We start from the raw sequence: 16750 nt of genomic DNA, 5'->3' as shown, positions 1-16750 counted from the left end.
GTCATTCTTCCTCCTGTACAGCAAAGTTTTCAAGTTCCCCATCTTCGCGTAAAATTTGAGTCAACTGATCTTCAACAGCCTTAAGCTTTGAATGGCAAAGCCTCGATAAATCCATTCCTTGTTTATATATCGAAATGGCTTCTTCCAAGGGCACATCGCCTTCTTCCAACTGCACTACAATTTTTTCGAGATTCTCCATCGCTTCTTCAAATGTAGCTTCCTGTTTTTTTGTCATGATTCAATCCGCTCCTTAATTTCTTTAATTTCACATTCAAGAGTTCCATCTTTTATCGAAACCGCTATCTTATCCCCTTTTGATACTTGCTGTGTACTTTTTACTAATGTCTCATCCTCAGCAAACACCAATCCATAGCCCCGTTCCATGATTTTTAGTGGACTGAGAGCAGATAAAGTGGCTGTAATATGGACGAACTGCTGAGATTTATGCCGATAGATGGCTTCCATGGCCCTCCGTAAAACCTTTGCATGCTGCTGCAGTTCATCTTTCGCATTTTTCACCGCTTGTTCAGGATGCTGCTTTTTCAAAATATCGTTCAGCTGATTCAGCTCATCCCTCTTTTTCATGAAATATCGCGTGCTGGTCCTCCCTAGCCTGTCCATCGTCTTGTCTAGTTGTTCAAGCTTCTGTTCGTACATTTTATGTGGGTAACGGAAGGCATAAGACCTCTCCATCCTGGTCAAACGGGTTCGTTCAAAATTCACTGCTTCTTGAATGGAGCGGGTCAATCGATTCTTGCGGTTCATCAGGCGTTCGAGTATTTCATTCAAGTGAGGAACCGCTAACTCTGCTGCACCAGTCGGTGTAGGAGCACGCATATCGGCGACAAAATCAGCAATCGTAAAGTCGGTTTCGTGACCGACAGCAGAAATTACAGGTATATCGGAATCATATATAGATTCAGCCACTATCTCCTCATTAAAGGCCCATAGTTCCTCGATCGACCCGCCGCCCCTTCCGACAATGAGAACATCGCTTTCCGCCCTTGCGTTCGCCATGGAAATTGCCTTGGCAATCGATTTAGCGGCATTATTCCCTTGTACAAGTGCTGGATAAACGATGATCCTGGCGATTGGATATCTCCGCTTGATGGTTGTCAGGATATCTCTTAATGCAGCGCCGGTCGGGGAAGTTATGACCCCTACAGACTTAGGGTACTGCGGGATCGGCTTTTTGTGTTCGGCCAAAAACAAGCCTGCCCCCTCCAGCTTTTTCTTCAGTTGTTCATAAGCAAGATATAAATCCCCCACACCATCAGGGGCCATGCTTTTCACATAAAGCTGATACTGTCCTCCAGCTTCGTATAATGATATATCACCCTTAACAAGTACCTTCATGCCATTTTCAGGCAGGAATTTCATCCCTTTATTATTGGCGGCAAACATGACGGAGAGAAGTCGTGCCTTCTCATCCTTTAAAGTAAAATACATATGTCCGCTTGTATGTTGTTTAAAATTTGAAATTTCACCTTTTATGTATACATTTTGCAAATGGGGGTCGGCATCGAACTTCCTTTTTATGTACTTCGTTAAAGCCGACACACTCAAATATTGTTGGTTGCTCATATCATGTCTCCTTCCGATGGAAATCGGATATAAAGAAAACTCACCTATAGATTATCATAAATCCATGAATGGAAAAAAAGCGGTCTCCCGTTATTATAAAACAAGAGGTCCGCTTCTTTAAAATAATTTAACGTTTTTTTCAGCTTTTTAATGCTTGCTTGTTTGATTCAAGTGCTTTTTGAGCAGATTTGACCGTATTCTTCATAAGCATCGTAATCGTCATGGGACCAACGCCTTTAGGAACAGGTGTAATGTATGAAGCCTTATTTTTCACGTCATCAAACGCCACATCACCGCAAAGCTTCCCTTCATCATTCCTGTTCATTCCGACGTCAATGACGATTGCGCCTTCTTTAATGTGGTCACTCGTGATCGTGTCCCTCTTTCCGACCGCTGCCACAACGACATCGGCTTGCTTGGTATAATACGCAAGATCCTTTGTCCGTGAATGACAGTATGTAACGGTTGCATTTGCGTTTAAAAACAATTGTCCGGCTGGTTTTCCGACGATATTACTTCTCCCTACGATGACAACATGCTTACCTTCAAGGTCATAGTCGATATACTCAAGCATCACCATTACGCCGTATGGAGTACAAGGTAAAAATGCATCTTGTCCAGTCATCATCCGCCCAATATTAATCGGGTGGAATCCATCTACATCCTTTTCAGGGGAAATCGCTTCAATGATCGCCTTTTCCTGAATATGTCCAGGCAAGGGCAGCTGCACCAATATACCATGAATGCTGTCATCCTGGTTTAATTCAGCAATGCTCTGAATTAATTCCTCCTGAGAGAGTTCCGCAGGCTTTTTAATTAGTACGGAATGCATACCCAAGTCCTCACAGGCCTTTTGCTTATTGCGCACATAAGTTTGAGATGCTTGATTGTCACCCACCAGGATTACAGCTAAACCCGGAACGATATTTTTTTCACGTAACTGTTGAACTTCCTTACTGATTTCCTGCCTAACTGACTCTGCAATTTCTTTACCATTAATGATTTGAGCTGACATGTGTTTATTCCTCCCAAGTTAATTTTGCTAAAGAAATTGCTGAGAAAATCCTTGTTCAAGGCTGCAGCTTTAGCTGCCGCTTTTCACCTTCACTTTGGATAAAACGGCATTTACAAAGCTGCTTGATTGATCATCACCGAATTTCTTAGCAATTTCAATAGCTTCATTCATTGCAACACTTACAGGAACATCTTCACTGTGAACCATTTCATAAACCGCGATCCGCAGTAAATTCCGATCAATGTTCGCCAGTCTTTCCAACGTCCAATTCTCTAAATTGTCCCTGATCATTCCATCAATTTGTTCACGATTTTCCGTTATCCCCATTACTAATTTCTTGAAATAATTATCAGTGGGAGCACCATCCAGTACGCTTTCCATTGCTTCTTCTGCATTCGAATTGGTAATATCTATCTGATATAGTGCTTGAAGGGATTTTTCACGGGCTTCTCTTCTTTTCATAATCTTACTCCTTTTACATCTACTATTATATATGAAAATGCTAGAACAAACGAACATTAAATAACATTTTTTCAAAAATATTAAGATTCTCGCTATATTTTTTATAAAAATAAGCTAAATCCCACTAAATTAAAGGCCAAAAGATTCAATATCTTGATTCAAGATTACATTTCAAGATTACTTTCCAATTAAACGGCCAACAGAGTCCCATACTTTTCGAAAGTGTCAAAAAGCTCTTGCCTAGCTTTCATGCTCATATTTCACCTTTTACACTCTAACAGAAATCACCCTTGAATTAAAGGGAAATTTCCAGACACCGCCTTATTATGTTCATTTCAAATTAATATTATAAGCAGGCTCCAAAAACGGGTATCTTTGAGTTTACATTCAAAAAACAAAAACCCGGCTTTTTGCCGGGTTTTTGCAGGTGTGAATCGAATGAAGCCCACTTACACTTCTTGTTCGTAATCCGCTTCTTGTTTAGCGTTTTCAAACGCAATGCCCACTACATGAATGTTCACTTCGCCAGCGTCGATAGCGGTCATATTCAACAAAGCTTCACGAATGTTATCTTGCACTTCCTGAGCAACTTTCGGAATTGAAACACCAAACTTCATGACACAATAAAGTTCGACTTTGATGGATTCTCCCGTTAAGTCCACTTTAACACCTTTACCGTGGTTCTTTTTACCAAGCTTTTCAACTACACCCGTAGCGAAATTCCCGCGCATATGTGCAACACCTTCAACTTCCGATGCAGCGATACCCGCAATCACCTCTATCACCTCAGGCGCAATCTCCACTTTGCCCAGCCCACTATTATAATCATTCATTTCGAGTAATTGGCCTTCCATTTCACTCATTCAAAAGCACCTCCTGTCTTCCTTTACATTATGAGTTCATTACATCATATATTTCAAGGAATTTGGTATTAAATTCTCCGGAAACAAATTGTTCATGCTGAAGTAACTTAATATGGAAAGGAATTGTGGTACTGATCCCTTCAATGACAAACTCACCCAAGGCGCGTTTCATCTTCTCGATCGCCTCTTCTCTAGTCGGTGCATGGACAATCAATTTAGCGATCATGGAATCGTAATACGGCGGTATCGAGTACCCAGGGTATGCCGCAGAATCCACACGAACTCCGTAGCCGCCTGGAGGTAAATACATTTGAATCTTACCTGCGGAAGGCATGAAATTCTTTTCTGGATTTTCGGCATTGATCCGGCATTCGATAGACCATCCGTTATAAGTGACATCCTCTTGCGAGAGCGATAGTTTGTTGCCTGAAGCAACTTTGATTTGTTCTTTAATCAAATCCACGCCCGTTACCATTTCTGTAACTGGGTGTTCAACCTGGATACGTGTATTCATTTCCATAAAGTAGTATTTTCTATTCACATAGTCATAAATAAATTCTACTGTTCCGGCACCTGAATAGTTTACGGCAAGTGCAGCCGTCACAGCGGCCTGCCCCATTTCCGCACGTATTTCACCATCCAACGCCGGTGACGGGGTTTCTTCAACAAGTTTTTGCAAACGTCGTTGGACCGTACAATCACGCTCACCTAAATGGATGGCGTTGCCATGATTATCGGCCATGACCTGTATTTCAACGTGACGGAAGTCCTCGATGAACTTTTCAATATACACGCCAGGATTCCCGAATGCCGTCGCGGCTTCCTGTTGCGTGATGTTAATGCCCTTAATGAGATCTTCTTCCGTCCTTGCGACGCGGATACCTTTACCGCCTCCGCCTGCAGTAGCTTTGATGATGACTGGATAGCCCATTTCATTAGCTAGTGCTACACCCTCATCCGTATCTTTGATTATGCCTTTAGAACCTGGCACGATCGGTACACCAGCTTTGCGCATGGTTTCCCTTGCTACGTCCTTTGTACCCATTTTATTGATCGCTTCGGGGCTAGGACCAATGAAAATGATATTGCATTCACGGCATAGCTCAGCAAAGTCGGCATTTTCAGCTAGGAAACCATATCCCGGATGAATTGCATCAGATCCCGTTTTCTTGGCTGTGCTGATAATGTTGGTTGTATTCAAATAACTGTCTTTTGATAATTTAGGACCGATGCAATATGCTTCATCAGCAATTTGAACATGTAATGCTTCTTTATCTGCTTCTGAATAGACAGCAACAGTCTCGATCCCTAATTCCTTGCATGCCCGGATGATTCGGACTGCAATTTCCCCACGATTGGCAATTAATACCTTTTTAATCATTTAGAAACAGCTCCTCATTCCGGCTTTACTAAAAATAATGGTTGACCATATTCTACAAGCTGACCTTCTTTTACAAGGACTTCCACGATTTCACCGCTTACTTCAGCTTCGATTTCATTGAAAAGTTTCATGGCTTCCACGATGCAGACGATGGAATCCCCCGTTACTTTATCGCCTGCTTTTACGTATGCAGGTGAATCCGGTGCAGGAGATTGGTAGAATGTCCCTACCATCGGGGAAGTGATTTTATGTAAATTTTCCTGTTCAGTGACGGCAGCAGCCGGTTTTGCAGTTTCAACAGCTTTCGGTACTTCAGGGGCAGGGGCCGCTGCGGGCTTGACCTCTACAGCTGCATTGGCTTGAACAACATCTGGAGCAACTGCTGCTTGGTGTAATACTGTACCCATTTCGGTTTTTTTCAATTTAATTTTCGTTCCTTCATTTTCGAAAACGAATTCACCGATATTTGATTGATCGACTAACTTAATAATTTCACGAATTTCTTGCACTTTCATTTTGTGGCACCCCTTGTCTAATTTAATATGAGTTTGTGAGGCAATAATATTTTATGTAACCCTACCCTTAGCTTATCCTACTTTGTCCAATACTGCACAAAGTAGCCGCTTTCTTTACGCGAATGCGAATAAACTGAATATAAACCTCATCTGTATTATAACAGATATTTCACTTTCTCAAAATATTGTTTCCCTAAGAAAATTGAAAAGTTTATGACCAGCTTCTAACATCATACAATATTAGCTTATACAAATTCAATGATAGATTAATTGTTACTTAATATCCATACTTCTATCTTACACCTTTATTATAATATTGTGAATATTTATCAACTGGGGCACCTTAACGGTTTCTCATGAATTCTGCATTTCATTCCTGGAAAACCAGCCATAATATCCATTGTAATTACTTTTCTAGAATATTACGGATGATCATCATCACCATTTCTATTTGAGTTCCTGATTCCAATCGACATAAAAAAACTTTTCCTCTAAAGTTTTCAGGTTTGTGAGATAGTTAATAAAATCATAATAAAAAGCCTCCCATTTTTTTATTAAGGGGGCTTTCAAATTTTTATGTTGATGAACTGTTCTGTATCAGTCACTTTTTTCTGTATGTGTTTTTACTTTTCCGGTTGGAAATCGACCACTACATTTTGTGCATCGCTCACTTCTTTCCTTACGAGGCGGATAATGTTATTGGCCTCTGTTTTCGTTTGTTTATCCGCCTTGACACTCACCTTAACATCCGTTCCGTCAACCCGGACCAGTGCGGCATTGTAATCCATGGCAACAATTAAGTTTTCGATGATATTTTCTTTCACTTTCGTTTCACTTAATTGTTCGATTTTTGCATAAGCCTCGTCTCTTTCTTCAGCTGATAGTTCGGTGTTGCCCATCTTTGCAGTCAATTCTTCATTCAGCTTCGCTCGTTCATCTTCAATCTGCATCCTTAACGATTCGAACTCATCTCCAGATGCAATGGTTACAGAGGAACCTTCTGTATTTTTGGAAGTTTCTTTTTCACTTTTATTTTCCCCTTTTGTCTCTGCTTTGTTTTCTGCTTTATTTCCTTCTTTTTCCATTTGTTCTGTTGCCGTCATATCGGCGGCATTTTCTTCAGGAGCGGTTAAATAATAGACTGAAAGCACAACGACCAGACTTAGCATAGTCAATAACCAAACGGTTTGTTTTTTTAATAACATGTAGATTTTCCCCCTTATTTTTTAGGCATGACAGAAACCCTGTGACTCGGTACATCAAGTGAGCGTGTGACAGCCTCGATGATCCACTTCTTTATTTGAATGTTTTCGGCCCCTTTAGCGACTACCAGGACTCCACGTACACTAGGTTTTTTCGTTTCCGAAATGATCGGTCCTTCTTTTTCACCGCTCTTGACCAAAACTAGCTGTTCATCAACGGATGTGTCTTCGACCGTCCTTTTGCCGCCTTCCTGGTCGGTTTCTTCAGTTACTTGTTTTTGGGTTACTTTATTTCTTTCATATACTTTTTTCTCGGATGCATCGACGTAGATTACGACTTTCACATCCTGGACGCCTGCGATGGATTCCAGCGCTTCCTTCATTTCATTCTGTAGATATATTTCATAGTCTTTTGTAGTCTTGAATTCTGATTTCTTCTGGCCGAATGTTTCAACATCCTCATCTTCTTCCTGCTGTTTATCATTATTGAATACAGTCGTCACTTCAGATGTTTGTCCCGTCTTGTTGGTGGTTAACAGATTCCCGGCCATCATGATTCCCGATCCCAAAAGGACAACTATTAGAGCATAGACATACAGGGAAGGTTTTTTTTCCTTAGGCTCTTTTTGGTCAGGGTCTTTATTTAATAGTTTTTGCAGCCAGGATAATGGACCTTTGTCTTTGTTCAATACTCAGTCACTTCCTTTCCCCGGCGATTTCAATGATCTCTTCATCAACAGACCAACTTGTTGCCAGAAACCTTTTGACAGCATCCAGATTGGCATCATTCGAAGTGGATGGGCTATCTGTATTGATATCAACCTTCGCTACTGCCTCTATCTCCGAGTTTTCTTTCCCTTCTGCCTTTTCCAATGAGATTGTTATGTTCTGCAGATCATCAACACCCGGCTCTTCCTCATTCTTGACCCCTACATCAATTGAACTAATCCTCATGTTATAATCCGCCATCAGCTCCTCTTCCACTTCTGCCTGTAAGTCAACAGCCATTTGTTTTAAAATATATGCACCCTGGGTAGCTTGTATTTCTTTTTTCTTCATTTCTGTCAAATTTCCTAAATCTTTTTTTTTCTGATCCTCAAATTCACTAGTGGCCGCAGTGAGAATATCATCGAAATCCTTATTGAATAATCCCAATATAGGAGTGATGATGATTGCAATCAGTAAAAGCCCGATAACCATTTTGGCATACTTCTGTAAAGCTGAATTCGGCAGAAGCATATCGATCACAGTAGCCAACAGTACAAATATGATGATGTTGGATACCCAGCCAGCTAAAAAACTCACCAAGTCCTCCTCCTTTCTAACGAACCATCAGGGTAATGTTTCCAGAGGCGATGATTACCGTGATACTTAAAAAAAACATGAGTGAGACAATGGCCAATGCAGCGAAAATATAAATCATGCTTTTACTTATAATGTCAAGGCATTTTATTACAGGTCCTCCGCCCAGCGGCTGCAAAAGACTCGCTGCCAATTTATAGACAAAAGAAATCATCAGGATCTTTAAGGCGGGAAATGTAGTAATGAGCAAGAGAATGATGACGCCTGACAATCCCACTGTATTTTTCAAAAGGACGGAGGCACTAATGACCGTATCCGTTGCATCGGTAAACATGCGCCCTATCACCGGTATAAAGTTACCTGTTACGAATTTGGCTGTCCTGATCGTCACTCCATCAGCTACAGCTGAGGATGCTCCCTGAACGGAGATCACACCAAGGAATATGGTCATGAATGCTCCAAGGATCCCGATGGCAAAATTACGGAGAAGTTGTGCCAGCTGAGTCACTTTGTAATGTTCGGTCAACGTGCTGACTATGCTTAAAATCGCTCCAAAGAATAATAACGGAAGAACAACGAACTGAATCAAGATGCCGCTTGTATTCATCAAAAACATCAATACAGGATGAAAGAAGGCTGCCGATACAAGTCCGCCTGAAGCAGCTATCAATGCCAAGAGTAAAGGGATGAGCGCCATTAAAAAGGAAATCATCAAATCTATCGTATCTTTTGTATATTCAATCGCCACATGAAAACTGTTAAGTGCCAAAATAATAAGCACCATATAAACGATTGCATAAGCGACCTTACTTACGGAGCTTTGCTCGAACGCATTCTGCAAAGACTGGAGGAACATGCTGAAAACGGTCAATAAAATGAGTGACCCCAGCAGCTTTCCATTCACGAGCAGTTCATGAAAAATGAATTTTGTGATTCCCTTTATCCATTCATCAAAGGAAAATTTCTTATCGCCGCTTACAAAATCCATGAAGCTCCCTTTCTGGCTTTCCGGTAAGAATCCTCCATATTCCGTAACGATGTCATCCCAATATTGTTTGAGCTCATCGACGCCCAGCCTTTCTATTTGGGCTTGTACCAGTTCGGACTGCATGATCGGCTCTTGATCAACTTCACCATTTTCCGGATTTTCGGCAGCTTGTCCAATAGATGCATGCAAAAAAAAGAGTAAAACGAATAGAATGGATAAGTAAGGCATCCGCTGCTTCATACATTCACCTCATTGACTAGTAGGAGTAATCCATTAACTTGGGAGCATCTGTAGAATCGTTTCGATAATGACCGTCAAAATCGGAATCGCCATGGCAAGAATCAAGATTTTTCCGCTTAATTCTATTTTGGAAGCGAGCGAACCTTGCCCCGCATCTTTTGTAATTTGGGAAGCGAATTCTGCAATATAGGCAATTCCGATTATTTTTAAAATGGTCTCTAGATACACGGTATTTACATTGGCATTAACTGCAATTTTTTCTAACATCAAAATGATTTCGTATATTTTGTCAGCTAAAAAAAGAAAAATGGAACATCCTACAAAAACAACAAGCAGGAATGCTAAATTTGGTTTTTGCTCTTTGACGATCAGTGCCAAAAAGGTGGCAACTAGGGCAATGGCCACGATTTTTATGATTTCAATCGCGAATCCCTCCCTTACTGAAATAGAAATACAGATTTAATTTTTTGAAATAAATCCTCTACTACAGAAGCAACCATGAATAAAATATAAATAAATCCGAAAAGTGTCACCCACTGGGCATATTCCTTCTTCCCAACCTGATCGAGTATCGTGTGAAGAAATGCCACTACAAGCCCCACACCCGCTATTTTAAATATGATGTCCACGTCAATGCCCATTTTCATTCCCCCCACATATTCCTACATCAGCAAGATGATCAATAATAGCCCTGATAAAAAACCAAGACTTTTCATCATTTTTTCATATTTCCCCTGGCGGTCGAGTGCATCGGTTTCTTCCCGTTCCAGATGTGCCATCGTTAGCATGATTTGCTTTTGCTGATGATATTTATCGCTTTTTCCAAGCGTCTCCCCAAACTGTGAAAGAATCTCGAATTCTCCCTGTTTTAAAGCAAGGGATTGCCATATTTTCTTCAAACTATCATCCCATGCTTCTTTGACGGTGGTTTCACCTGACTCGAGCCGATTTGCAAATGTATCGAAAAAGCTGGACAAAGGTTTGGCCATCTGTTTAGAAAGTTTCCTTGCCGCTTCTTTCAAAGGTGTATGACCGAACATGATTTCAGCTTCAAGCGATTGCATGGCGACTTTCAGCTGTCTCAGTTGACGAGGCCTCATACTTAATTTATTCGCCGCTTCAAAACCTGCCCAAGTCGTCGCTATAATAATTATCGCTGCTCCTATTAACTTAAACATGCGGGTTCACACTTTCTCCCAAGTAAATGGGAACCCCTGCTGCATCAAGGACTTTGTAGCCCCTCCTACCGGATTTACTTCTTTTTAATTCAATAAAGCGTTCAAAGATGTTCTGCTTTAATATTTCAGCGATAATGGGTCTCTTCTTGATTTCATCCAGTGTATGGCCATGCGTGGTTATCATGAGTTTAATACCTGCATTCACGGCTTCCAGCACAGCCTGCGTATCCGCTTCGCGGCCTATTTCATCCACGATCAATACATCCGGGGACATCGAACGGATCATCATCATCATCCCTTCCGCTTTAGGGCATCCATCGAGCACATCAACCCTTATTCCGAATTCTAGCTGCGGCACTCCATGCACACATCCGGCAATTTCTGAGCGCTCGTCCACTATCCCCACCTTTTGAGGGGCAATGCCGAGTTTTTCATTACCACTGGATATCATTCTTGCAATATCACGTAATATGGTCGTTTTTCCCGTTTGCGGAGCACCGATCAACATGGTATGCTGCCATTCCCCTTCATATAAATATGAAGTGAGAGGTTCCGCTGCACCTATTTTTTCACGTGCAACCCGAATATTGAATGAGGAAATATCCCTGATCGCCTTGACCGAACCATTTTCCAGGATCACCTTGCCAGCAAGCCCCACCCGATGTCCGCCCGCTATGGTTATATATCCTCGCTTTAATTCTTCCTCAAGCGTATATAACGAAAATTGACCTATATTATTCAATAATTGATCTGCATCCGAATGGGTCACTTCATAGGAAAAAAAGTATGGTTCCCCCCCTACAATGACCTCAAGCGGCCTTCCAACCCGAATTCGCAGCTCTTCCATCTTATCGATCACCATCGGTGTCATACCGCGGAGTTGCTCGTATAAACTTTTCGGTAAAAAAGAAAGAATCGTTTCCATTTTGACAATCCTCCTGTATACACCACTTTCACTAAAATATATGCCGACAAGCCCGCAATCATGACAGGCTATTAAAGAAACGGACCATTTATTGATTTTTTATAACTTCCTGGATCTAAAAAAAGACAATAAAAAGACCGAGAAATTAACCTCGGCCTTCAGGCTTTAGACAAATTCGAAGAAACGCGTTGCCTAAGTTTTTCTATGGCTTGTACAATTTGGACGTTAGTCTGTTTAAAAATAGGAGGATAAAAAAAACTTGAGGTGATAAGGATTCTTTTTAAATCATGATTCTATTCAGCGAGATCAGCTTGAAATGTTTACTTTAGACAAATGGTGCCAGCTTGTAACATGGAGATTAAAGAGGGCTATCGTGTGCACTCGTTCATTTTTATCACAGTGTACAGAAAGTAAGGACCATCAGAAAGTGGTGACACTCCATATTTGGCAAGAATAAATGGAAGAAGCAGATCATCTGAGTCATCATGAAGTCCCATCCAATAAAAAATCAAAAAGGTTTCGGAATGAGACCACCCCGAAACCTTTTTGTCTACAATTTGAGGCCGAGATATTAATCTCGGCCTTCTTTCATTTATGCACGTGATACGTAAGAACCTTCATTTGTATTGATTAATAATTTGTCACCTTGGTTGATGAAGAATGGCACTTGAACCGAAAGGCCCGTCTCAAGTACGGCTGATTTCGTACCGCCTGAAGATGTATCGCCTTTAATTCCAGGCTCAGTCTCCGCCACTTCTAGTTCCACTGTGTTTGGAAGTTCGACACCAAGAGTTTCCGCTTGGAAAGTCATGATATGTACTTCCATATTTTCCTTTAGGAACTTAAGTTCACGTTCAATGCTTGAAGCCGGCAGCTCGATTTGGTCATACGTTTCGTTATCCATGAATACATGGCTGTCTCCACTTGCATAAAGGTACTGCATCTTGCGGTTTTCGATATGTGCTTTAGCAACTTTTTCACCAGCACGGAATGTTTTCTCCTGGATTGAACCCGTACGAAGGTTACGGAGTTTAGAACGTACAAAAGCTGCACCTTTACCAGGTTTAACGTGTTGGAACTCGATAACCTGCCAAATTCCATTATCTACTTCAATCGTAACACCCGTGCGAAAATCGTTTACAGAAATCATAAATTTGTCCTCCTACATGTACATGTTTACAGAATGATTAACTCTTTAGTTGAATGAGTAAGTGCTTCGTTACCGTCAATTGTAACGATTGTATCATCTTCAATCCGCACTCCGCCTACGTCCGGTAAATAAATGCCCGGTTCAACGGTTACAGCCATACCTGGTTCTAAAATGATATCAGACCTAAAGGATAATGCTGGACCTTCATGAACTTCAAGGCCGATTCCATGTCCGGTCGAATGTCCAAAATACTGCCCATATCCCTTTTCTTCAATTAGATTTCGAGTTAGTGCATCCGCTTCCCTGCCAGTCATACCGGGTTTGATCCCAGCCATTCCCCTCAGTTGAGCTTCTAAAACAATGTCATAAATATTAATAAGTTCTTCACTTGGCTTGCCAACCGCTAATGTCCGAGTGATGTCAGACACATACCCGTTATAATATGCCCCGTAATCCAATGTGACAAAATCGCCTTTTTCGATGATTTTATCAGTAGCCACTCCATGCGGAAGTGCGGACCTTATGCCGGATGCCACTATAATATCGAAGGAAGAAGAAGTTGCCCCTTGTTTCCTCATAAAGAATTCAAGTTCATTGGATACATCCAGTTCCGTAATCCCTGGACGCAGGAAATCCAGAATATGCGTAAACGCAGCATCAGCAATAGCAGCCGCTTCCTTTAATATCTTAATCTCTGACGAAGTCTTTATCAAGCGTAAATTCTCAATAACCCCAGACACCGGCAAAAGTTGGCCATCAATGGCCGCTTCATAAGCTTTATATGTAGCGTAAGTCAGGTGCTCTTGCTCAAAACCCAGCTTGCCGATATTCATCGCTTTAGCCTGCTTGCCGACTTCTTCCATGATGGTTCCTTTGTGTTGAACGACTTCATAATCCGGTGCCTGCTTACCCGCTTGTTCCACGTATCTGAAATCAGTGATGAATTTAGCTTCTTTTTGAGAAATGAGGACAACGCCTGCACTTCCCGTGAAGTTGGTCATGTATCGGCGGTTATATGTACTGGTGATCAAAAAACCATCAATGCCCACCTTTTCCATCGAGGCTCTTAAGCGCATAAGTTTATTCATTTAATTTCCCCCTTTGCAATCTTTGTGATCGCCTGCAACGCCAATTCATAACCGTGTATCCCCAAGCCAACAATCTGTCCCGCCGATACCGCAGCGGTCACTGATTCATGCCGAAAGCTTTCACGGGCATGTATGTTCGAAATATGCACTTCCACCACTGGAACATCAATTCCGGCTATTGCATCACGAATCGCATAACTATAATGAGTAAAAGCCCCAGGATTAATGATAATCCCGTCGATCCCATGATCCTCTGACCAATGGAGCTTGTCGATAATCGCTCCTTCATGGTTAGTTTGAAAAGAGGTTAATTCCACATTTAACCCTTGTGCTTGCAGCATTAATTGCGCTTCCACATCCGCAAGCGTCGAGGATCCATAATGCGCAGGTTCCCGCTTCCCCAAGCGATTTAAATTCGGACCATTGATTAGTAAGATTTTTGTCATCATCAAACACCTGCTCATGTTAAAAGAATGCTTTCCATGAACATTCTATCATAATTACAAATTGTCTTACTACTTTTTTACAACCAAGAGCAATCAGCTTTCCGATTGCTTCTCGGCCTTGTTTTTATGGCGTATATATTCCTGATGATCATATGATATAGAAAACCCTACAAAAAGACCGTATATAATAAAAATGCATACACTTGTTATAACCGTATTTGCTGACATTTTATAAAAGGTCGGCAAATCGATGAACATCGGTTTCAGGACAAATACAAGCAAAGCCCAGCAGACCACCCCCAAAATAATACCCGGAAAAATGCTCTTCATCCTTTTAAAAAGACTATAGTATATAAAAGCGATCCCCACGGATAGAATTCCGAATAAAACCATGGTCATTACCGTACCGAGCCAATGATCGATCCAGGTCATATTTGACCACGAAGTCAGTATGAATTTTGGGCTGAAATCCATAAAGTTAACATAATGGGCTAGGATTCCGATAAAACTGGCTAAAGCCCCCCCAACAAAACCGACAGCAAGTACATTGAAGATTAACATGCTTTGATATTCCTGTTGAATTTGTCCATTTTCATTTGAAGACATATCAAACACCTCCCCTACGTAGTATGCCCTTTGTTAAATAGAACTATTTTTTTTTATTATTGGGGAGGAGAATCACTAGAGGTTTTGTGATTAATTCTGTATGATTAAATCATAAATAATCTGCTTTTTTCAGAGGAAAATCCCCTTCCTCTGTTGAAATTTATAATGTACACAGGATAATACCTTCCTGTGATTCAACATTCAAAAAGCATTTGCAGGGGGTAAAGCTTCCATTCCATTTTGGAGGACCGCCTTTAACCCTTGTGATGCTTGATAATACACATGTTAGCACCCTTGAGAGAGCTACGTGAATAACTATTAGGTTGGTGTAGAAATGTCTGAGGTTCAAAAACCCGTTTATGGAGGGCAGGCTGTAGTGGAAGGCGTCATGTTCGGTGGCAAACATCACACAGTCACTGCGGTACGCCGCAAAGATTCGACGATTGTATATTATCATCTGCCTCGTGAATCGAAACCTGTTGTAAACCGCTTAAAAAAAATACCGTTTCTACGGGGTATCGTATCACTGATTCAGTCAAGTGCCACCGGTTCGAAACATCTTAACTTTTCAACTGAACAGTATGAAGAAGAAGACGGGGAAAAAGAGGTCGAAACGAAAAAAGAGACGAAAGACCCATCTAAATTAAGTCTTTGGCTAGGTGTTGCCGTGATCGGTGTGATCTCCTTCCTATTTGGGAAATTGCTTTTCACCTTGATTCCTGTCTTCCTCGCAAAATTGACAGAACCCATTTTCAGTGGCCATACGGCTCAGGTATTAGTGGAAAGCTTGTTCAAGCTGATCTTACTGCTCGTATATATTTATGTAGTTTCCTTGACGCCATTGATCAAGCGGGTCTTTCAGTATCACGGAGCTGAGCATAAGGTGATCAATTGCTTTGAAAGCGGAAAAGAATTGACGGTTGCAAATGTGCAGGCAAGTTCCCGCCTTCATTATCGCTGTGGCAGCAGTTTTATTTTATTTACCGTCATTGTAGGGATGTTTGTCTATCTTCTTGTACCAATAGATCCGCTATGGGTTCGTATCGTCAATCGCATTTTGCTTATCCCCGTCGTGCTAGGCATAGCATTCGAAGTCTTGCAGTTGACTAACAAAGTAAGGGACACACCCATCCTGCGTTACCTTGGCTATCCCGGCCTTTGGCTTCAGTTATTGACAACCAAAGCCCCTACCGATGATCAAGTCGAAGTCGCATTGGCTTCCTTCCGAGAACTGTTAAGGATGGAAAAAGAGACCAAAAAAGGTTTAGAATCGGATGTAATTGTGTAAAACATCTATACACATTTTGATGATGAAAAATCATATACTAACTAAATGAAAGATCTTCATTTTTTTCAAATATTTCTCATTTGGAATGTTTAAAATAAGCTAAAAATGCTTATGATGCTCTTAAGGAGGTGTCTTTGTTGAAACGTTTCATATCTTTCATGATATACGGAATCATCGCCCTCGGAGTCCTCGGACTATTGAGCCGACTATTTAATGACCCGATTGGCTTTTTTAGAAACATTCTCATAATAGCCATTGTCGCAGGGATTATTTATATGATTTATACCGGATTAACAAAGGGAAAACCAGTTAAGAAAGAGCAGCAAGCATTCCGAAAGGCTGCCCGCCAATCGAAAAAAAGGCTAAAAAATCGAACTTCGAAAAAAGATAATGTGGCTAGCTTCTCTGCAGCAAAATCATCAAAGAAAATAAAATGGAGAAAGAAAACGGATAGTCACTTAACCGTCATCGAAGGAAAAAAGAATAAAAAGAAAAATCGGGCATCTTTTTAAGAGCC

General features: G+C 41.2%; 21 protein-coding genes. 2 read left to right on the top strand and 19 right to left on the bottom strand.

Going from position 1 to position 16750, the window contains the following annotated elements:
• Window position 1 precedes the first annotated feature (1 nt).
• The 19 genes from J7I96_RS22600 to J7I96_RS22510 form a co-directional block, all read right to left on the bottom strand.
• On the bottom strand, window positions 2–235 hold the full coding sequence (locus J7I96_RS22600; protein ID WP_214773240.1) for an exodeoxyribonuclease VII small subunit: 234 nt from the start codon (window positions 233–235) through the stop codon (window positions 2–4).
• A complete protein-coding gene (gene xseA, locus J7I96_RS22595; protein ID WP_057278793.1) occupies window positions 232–1584 on the bottom strand; it encodes an exodeoxyribonuclease VII large subunit in 1353 nt (450 codons plus the stop codon). The genes J7I96_RS22600 and xseA overlap by 4 nt, the downstream gene beginning before the upstream one ends.
• A gap of 139 nt (window positions 1585–1723) precedes the next feature.
• Window positions 1724–2599: a bifunctional methylenetetrahydrofolate dehydrogenase/methenyltetrahydrofolate cyclohydrolase FolD gene (gene folD, locus J7I96_RS22590; RefSeq protein WP_214773242.1), complete on the bottom strand. Its 876-nt coding sequence runs from the start codon at window positions 2597–2599 to the stop codon at window positions 1724–1726.
• Window positions 2600–2668: 69 nt separating this feature from the next.
• Window positions 2669–3061: a transcription antitermination factor NusB gene (nusB, locus tag J7I96_RS22585; RefSeq protein WP_214773243.1), complete on the bottom strand. Its 393-nt coding sequence runs from the start codon at window positions 3059–3061 to the stop codon at window positions 2669–2671.
• 449 nt (window positions 3062–3510) lie between these two features.
• Window positions 3511–3915 carry an Asp23/Gls24 family envelope stress response protein gene (locus J7I96_RS22580; RefSeq protein WP_222620245.1) on the bottom strand — a complete coding sequence of 135 codons (405 nt, stop codon included), beginning with the start codon at window positions 3913–3915 and terminating at the stop codon, window positions 3511–3513.
• 37 nt (window positions 3916–3952) lie between these two features.
• Window positions 3953–5305 (bottom strand): acetyl-CoA carboxylase biotin carboxylase subunit, encoded by a 1353-nt coding sequence (accC, locus tag J7I96_RS22575; RefSeq protein ID WP_034308301.1) that lies wholly within the window; start codon window positions 5303–5305, stop codon window positions 3953–3955.
• Between the two features lie 14 nt (window positions 5306–5319).
• Window positions 5320–5820, bottom strand: a complete 501-nt coding sequence (accB, locus tag J7I96_RS22570; RefSeq protein ID WP_214773245.1) for an acetyl-CoA carboxylase biotin carboxyl carrier protein — start codon at window positions 5818–5820, stop codon at window positions 5320–5322.
• A 623-nt stretch (window positions 5821–6443) separates the two neighbouring features.
• Window positions 6444–7025 (bottom strand): SpoIIIAH-like family protein, encoded by a 582-nt coding sequence (locus J7I96_RS22565; protein ID WP_214773246.1) that lies wholly within the window; start codon window positions 7023–7025, stop codon window positions 6444–6446.
• Between the two features lie 14 nt (window positions 7026–7039).
• Window positions 7040–7711 (bottom strand): stage III sporulation protein AG, encoded by a 672-nt coding sequence (gene spoIIIAG, locus J7I96_RS22560; protein WP_053535677.1) that lies wholly within the window; start codon window positions 7709–7711, stop codon window positions 7040–7042.
• Between the two features lie 7 nt (window positions 7712–7718).
• Window positions 7719–8327, bottom strand: a complete 609-nt coding sequence (spoIIIAF, locus tag J7I96_RS22555; protein ID WP_034308312.1) for a stage III sporulation protein AF — start codon at window positions 8325–8327, stop codon at window positions 7719–7721.
• A gap of 16 nt (window positions 8328–8343) precedes the next feature.
• On the bottom strand, window positions 8344–9552 hold the full coding sequence (gene spoIIIAE, locus J7I96_RS22550) for a stage III sporulation protein AE (RefSeq protein ID WP_214773248.1): 1209 nt from the start codon (window positions 9550–9552) through the stop codon (window positions 8344–8346).
• A gap of 33 nt (window positions 9553–9585) precedes the next feature.
• Entirely contained in the window at window positions 9586–9966 is a 381-nt protein-coding gene (gene spoIIIAD / locus J7I96_RS22545) for a stage III sporulation protein AD (protein WP_223255841.1), read from the bottom strand.
• Window positions 9967–9989: 23 nt separating this feature from the next.
• Window positions 9990–10193 carry a stage III sporulation protein AC gene (spoIIIAC, locus tag J7I96_RS22540; RefSeq protein ID WP_034308319.1) on the bottom strand — a complete coding sequence of 68 codons (204 nt, stop codon included), beginning with the start codon at window positions 10191–10193 and terminating at the stop codon, window positions 9990–9992.
• A 21-nt stretch (window positions 10194–10214) separates the two neighbouring features.
• Entirely contained in the window at window positions 10215–10730 is a 516-nt protein-coding gene (gene spoIIIAB, locus J7I96_RS22535) for a stage III sporulation protein SpoIIIAB (RefSeq protein WP_214773250.1), read from the bottom strand.
• Window positions 10723–11655 (bottom strand): stage III sporulation protein AA, encoded by a 933-nt coding sequence (spoIIIAA, locus tag J7I96_RS22530; protein WP_214773251.1) that lies wholly within the window; start codon window positions 11653–11655, stop codon window positions 10723–10725. The genes spoIIIAB and spoIIIAA overlap by 8 nt, the downstream gene beginning before the upstream one ends.
• 592 nt (window positions 11656–12247) lie before the next feature.
• Window positions 12248–12805 carry an elongation factor P gene (gene efp, locus J7I96_RS22525; RefSeq protein ID WP_034308328.1) on the bottom strand — a complete coding sequence of 186 codons (558 nt, stop codon included), beginning with the start codon at window positions 12803–12805 and terminating at the stop codon, window positions 12248–12250.
• Window positions 12806–12831: 26 nt separating this feature from the next.
• Window positions 12832–13893 carry a M24 family metallopeptidase gene (locus J7I96_RS22520; RefSeq protein ID WP_214923405.1) on the bottom strand — a complete coding sequence of 354 codons (1062 nt, stop codon included), beginning with the start codon at window positions 13891–13893 and terminating at the stop codon, window positions 12832–12834.
• Window positions 13890–14339, bottom strand: coding sequence for a type II 3-dehydroquinate dehydratase (gene aroQ / locus J7I96_RS22515; RefSeq protein ID WP_048677783.1), 450 nt, complete (start codon window positions 14337–14339; stop codon window positions 13890–13892). The genes J7I96_RS22520 and aroQ overlap by 4 nt, the downstream gene beginning before the upstream one ends.
• A gap of 93 nt (window positions 14340–14432) precedes the next feature.
• Entirely contained in the window at window positions 14433–14945 is a 513-nt protein-coding gene (locus J7I96_RS22510; RefSeq protein ID WP_214773255.1) for a YqhR family membrane protein, read from the bottom strand.
• 334 nt (window positions 14946–15279) lie between these two features.
• Between J7I96_RS22510 and J7I96_RS22505 the strand changes: the two genes are divergently transcribed.
• Together J7I96_RS22505 and J7I96_RS22500 are read left to right on the top strand one after the other, a co-directional pair.
• On the top strand, window positions 15280–16233 hold the full coding sequence (locus J7I96_RS22505) for a DUF1385 domain-containing protein (protein ID WP_214773257.1): 954 nt from the start codon (window positions 15280–15282) through the stop codon (window positions 16231–16233).
• Between the two features lie 137 nt (window positions 16234–16370).
• Window positions 16371–16745, top strand: coding sequence for an SA1362 family protein (locus J7I96_RS22500; RefSeq protein ID WP_048677789.1), 375 nt, complete (start codon window positions 16371–16373; stop codon window positions 16743–16745).
• Window positions 16746–16750: the final 5 nt, after the last annotated feature.

The organism is Bacillus sp. ISL-78 (genome assembly GCF_018613455.1).
Taxonomy (GTDB): Bacteria; Bacillota; Bacilli; order Bacillales; family DSM-1321; genus Peribacillus; species Peribacillus frigoritolerans.
The sequence above is the reverse complement of the archived record's forward strand: the minus strand, read 5'-3'. Positions and strand labels throughout refer to the sequence as shown.

Coding starts and splice junctions, on each gene's coding strand:
- J7I96_RS22580 (WP_222620245.1), bottom strand. CDS start 3,915: ATGGAAGGCCAATTACTCGAAATGAATGATTATAATAGTGGGCTGGGC.
- accC (WP_034308301.1), bottom strand. CDS start 5,305: ATGATTAAAAAGGTATTAATTGCCAATCGTGGGGAAATTGCAGTCCGA.
- efp (WP_034308328.1), bottom strand. CDS start 12,805: ATGATTTCTGTAAACGATTTTCGCACGGGTGTTACGATTGAAGTAGAT.
- folD (WP_214773242.1), bottom strand. CDS start 2,599: ATGTCAGCTCAAATCATTAATGGTAAAGAAATTGCAGAGTCAGTTAGG.
- spoIIIAA (WP_214773251.1), bottom strand. CDS start 11,655: ATGGAAACGATTCTTTCTTTTTTACCGAAAAGTTTATACGAGCAACTC.
- J7I96_RS22520 (WP_214923405.1), bottom strand. CDS start 13,893: ATGAATAAACTTATGCGCTTAAGAGCCTCGATGGAAAAGGTGGGCATT.
- nusB (WP_214773243.1), bottom strand. CDS start 3,061: ATGAAAAGAAGAGAAGCCCGTGAAAAATCCCTTCAAGCACTATATCAG.
- accB (WP_214773245.1), bottom strand. CDS start 5,820: ATGAAAGTGCAAGAAATTCGTGAAATTATTAAGTTAGTCGATCAATCA.
- J7I96_RS22565 (WP_214773246.1), bottom strand. CDS start 7,025: ATGTTATTAAAAAAACAAACCGTTTGGTTATTGACTATGCTAAGTCTG.
- aroQ (WP_048677783.1), bottom strand. CDS start 14,339: ATGACAAAAATCTTACTAATCAATGGTCCGAATTTAAATCGCTTGGGG.
- J7I96_RS22505 (WP_214773257.1), top strand. CDS start 15,280: ATGTCTGAGGTTCAAAAACCCGTTTATGGAGGGCAGGCTGTAGTGGAA.
- J7I96_RS22600 (WP_214773240.1), bottom strand. CDS start 235: ATGACAAAAAAACAGGAAGCTACATTTGAAGAAGCGATGGAGAATCTC.
- J7I96_RS22510 (WP_214773255.1), bottom strand. CDS start 14,945: ATGTCTTCAAATGAAAATGGACAAATTCAACAGGAATATCAAAGCATG.
- spoIIIAC (WP_034308319.1), bottom strand. CDS start 10,193: ATGGGCATTGACGTGGACATCATATTTAAAATAGCGGGTGTGGGGCTT.
- spoIIIAE (WP_214773248.1), bottom strand. CDS start 9,552: ATGAAGCAGCGGATGCCTTACTTATCCATTCTATTCGTTTTACTCTTT.
- spoIIIAB (WP_214773250.1), bottom strand. CDS start 10,730: ATGTTTAAGTTAATAGGAGCAGCGATAATTATTATAGCGACGACTTGG.
- xseA (WP_057278793.1), bottom strand. CDS start 1,584: ATGAGCAACCAACAATATTTGAGTGTGTCGGCTTTAACGAAGTACATA.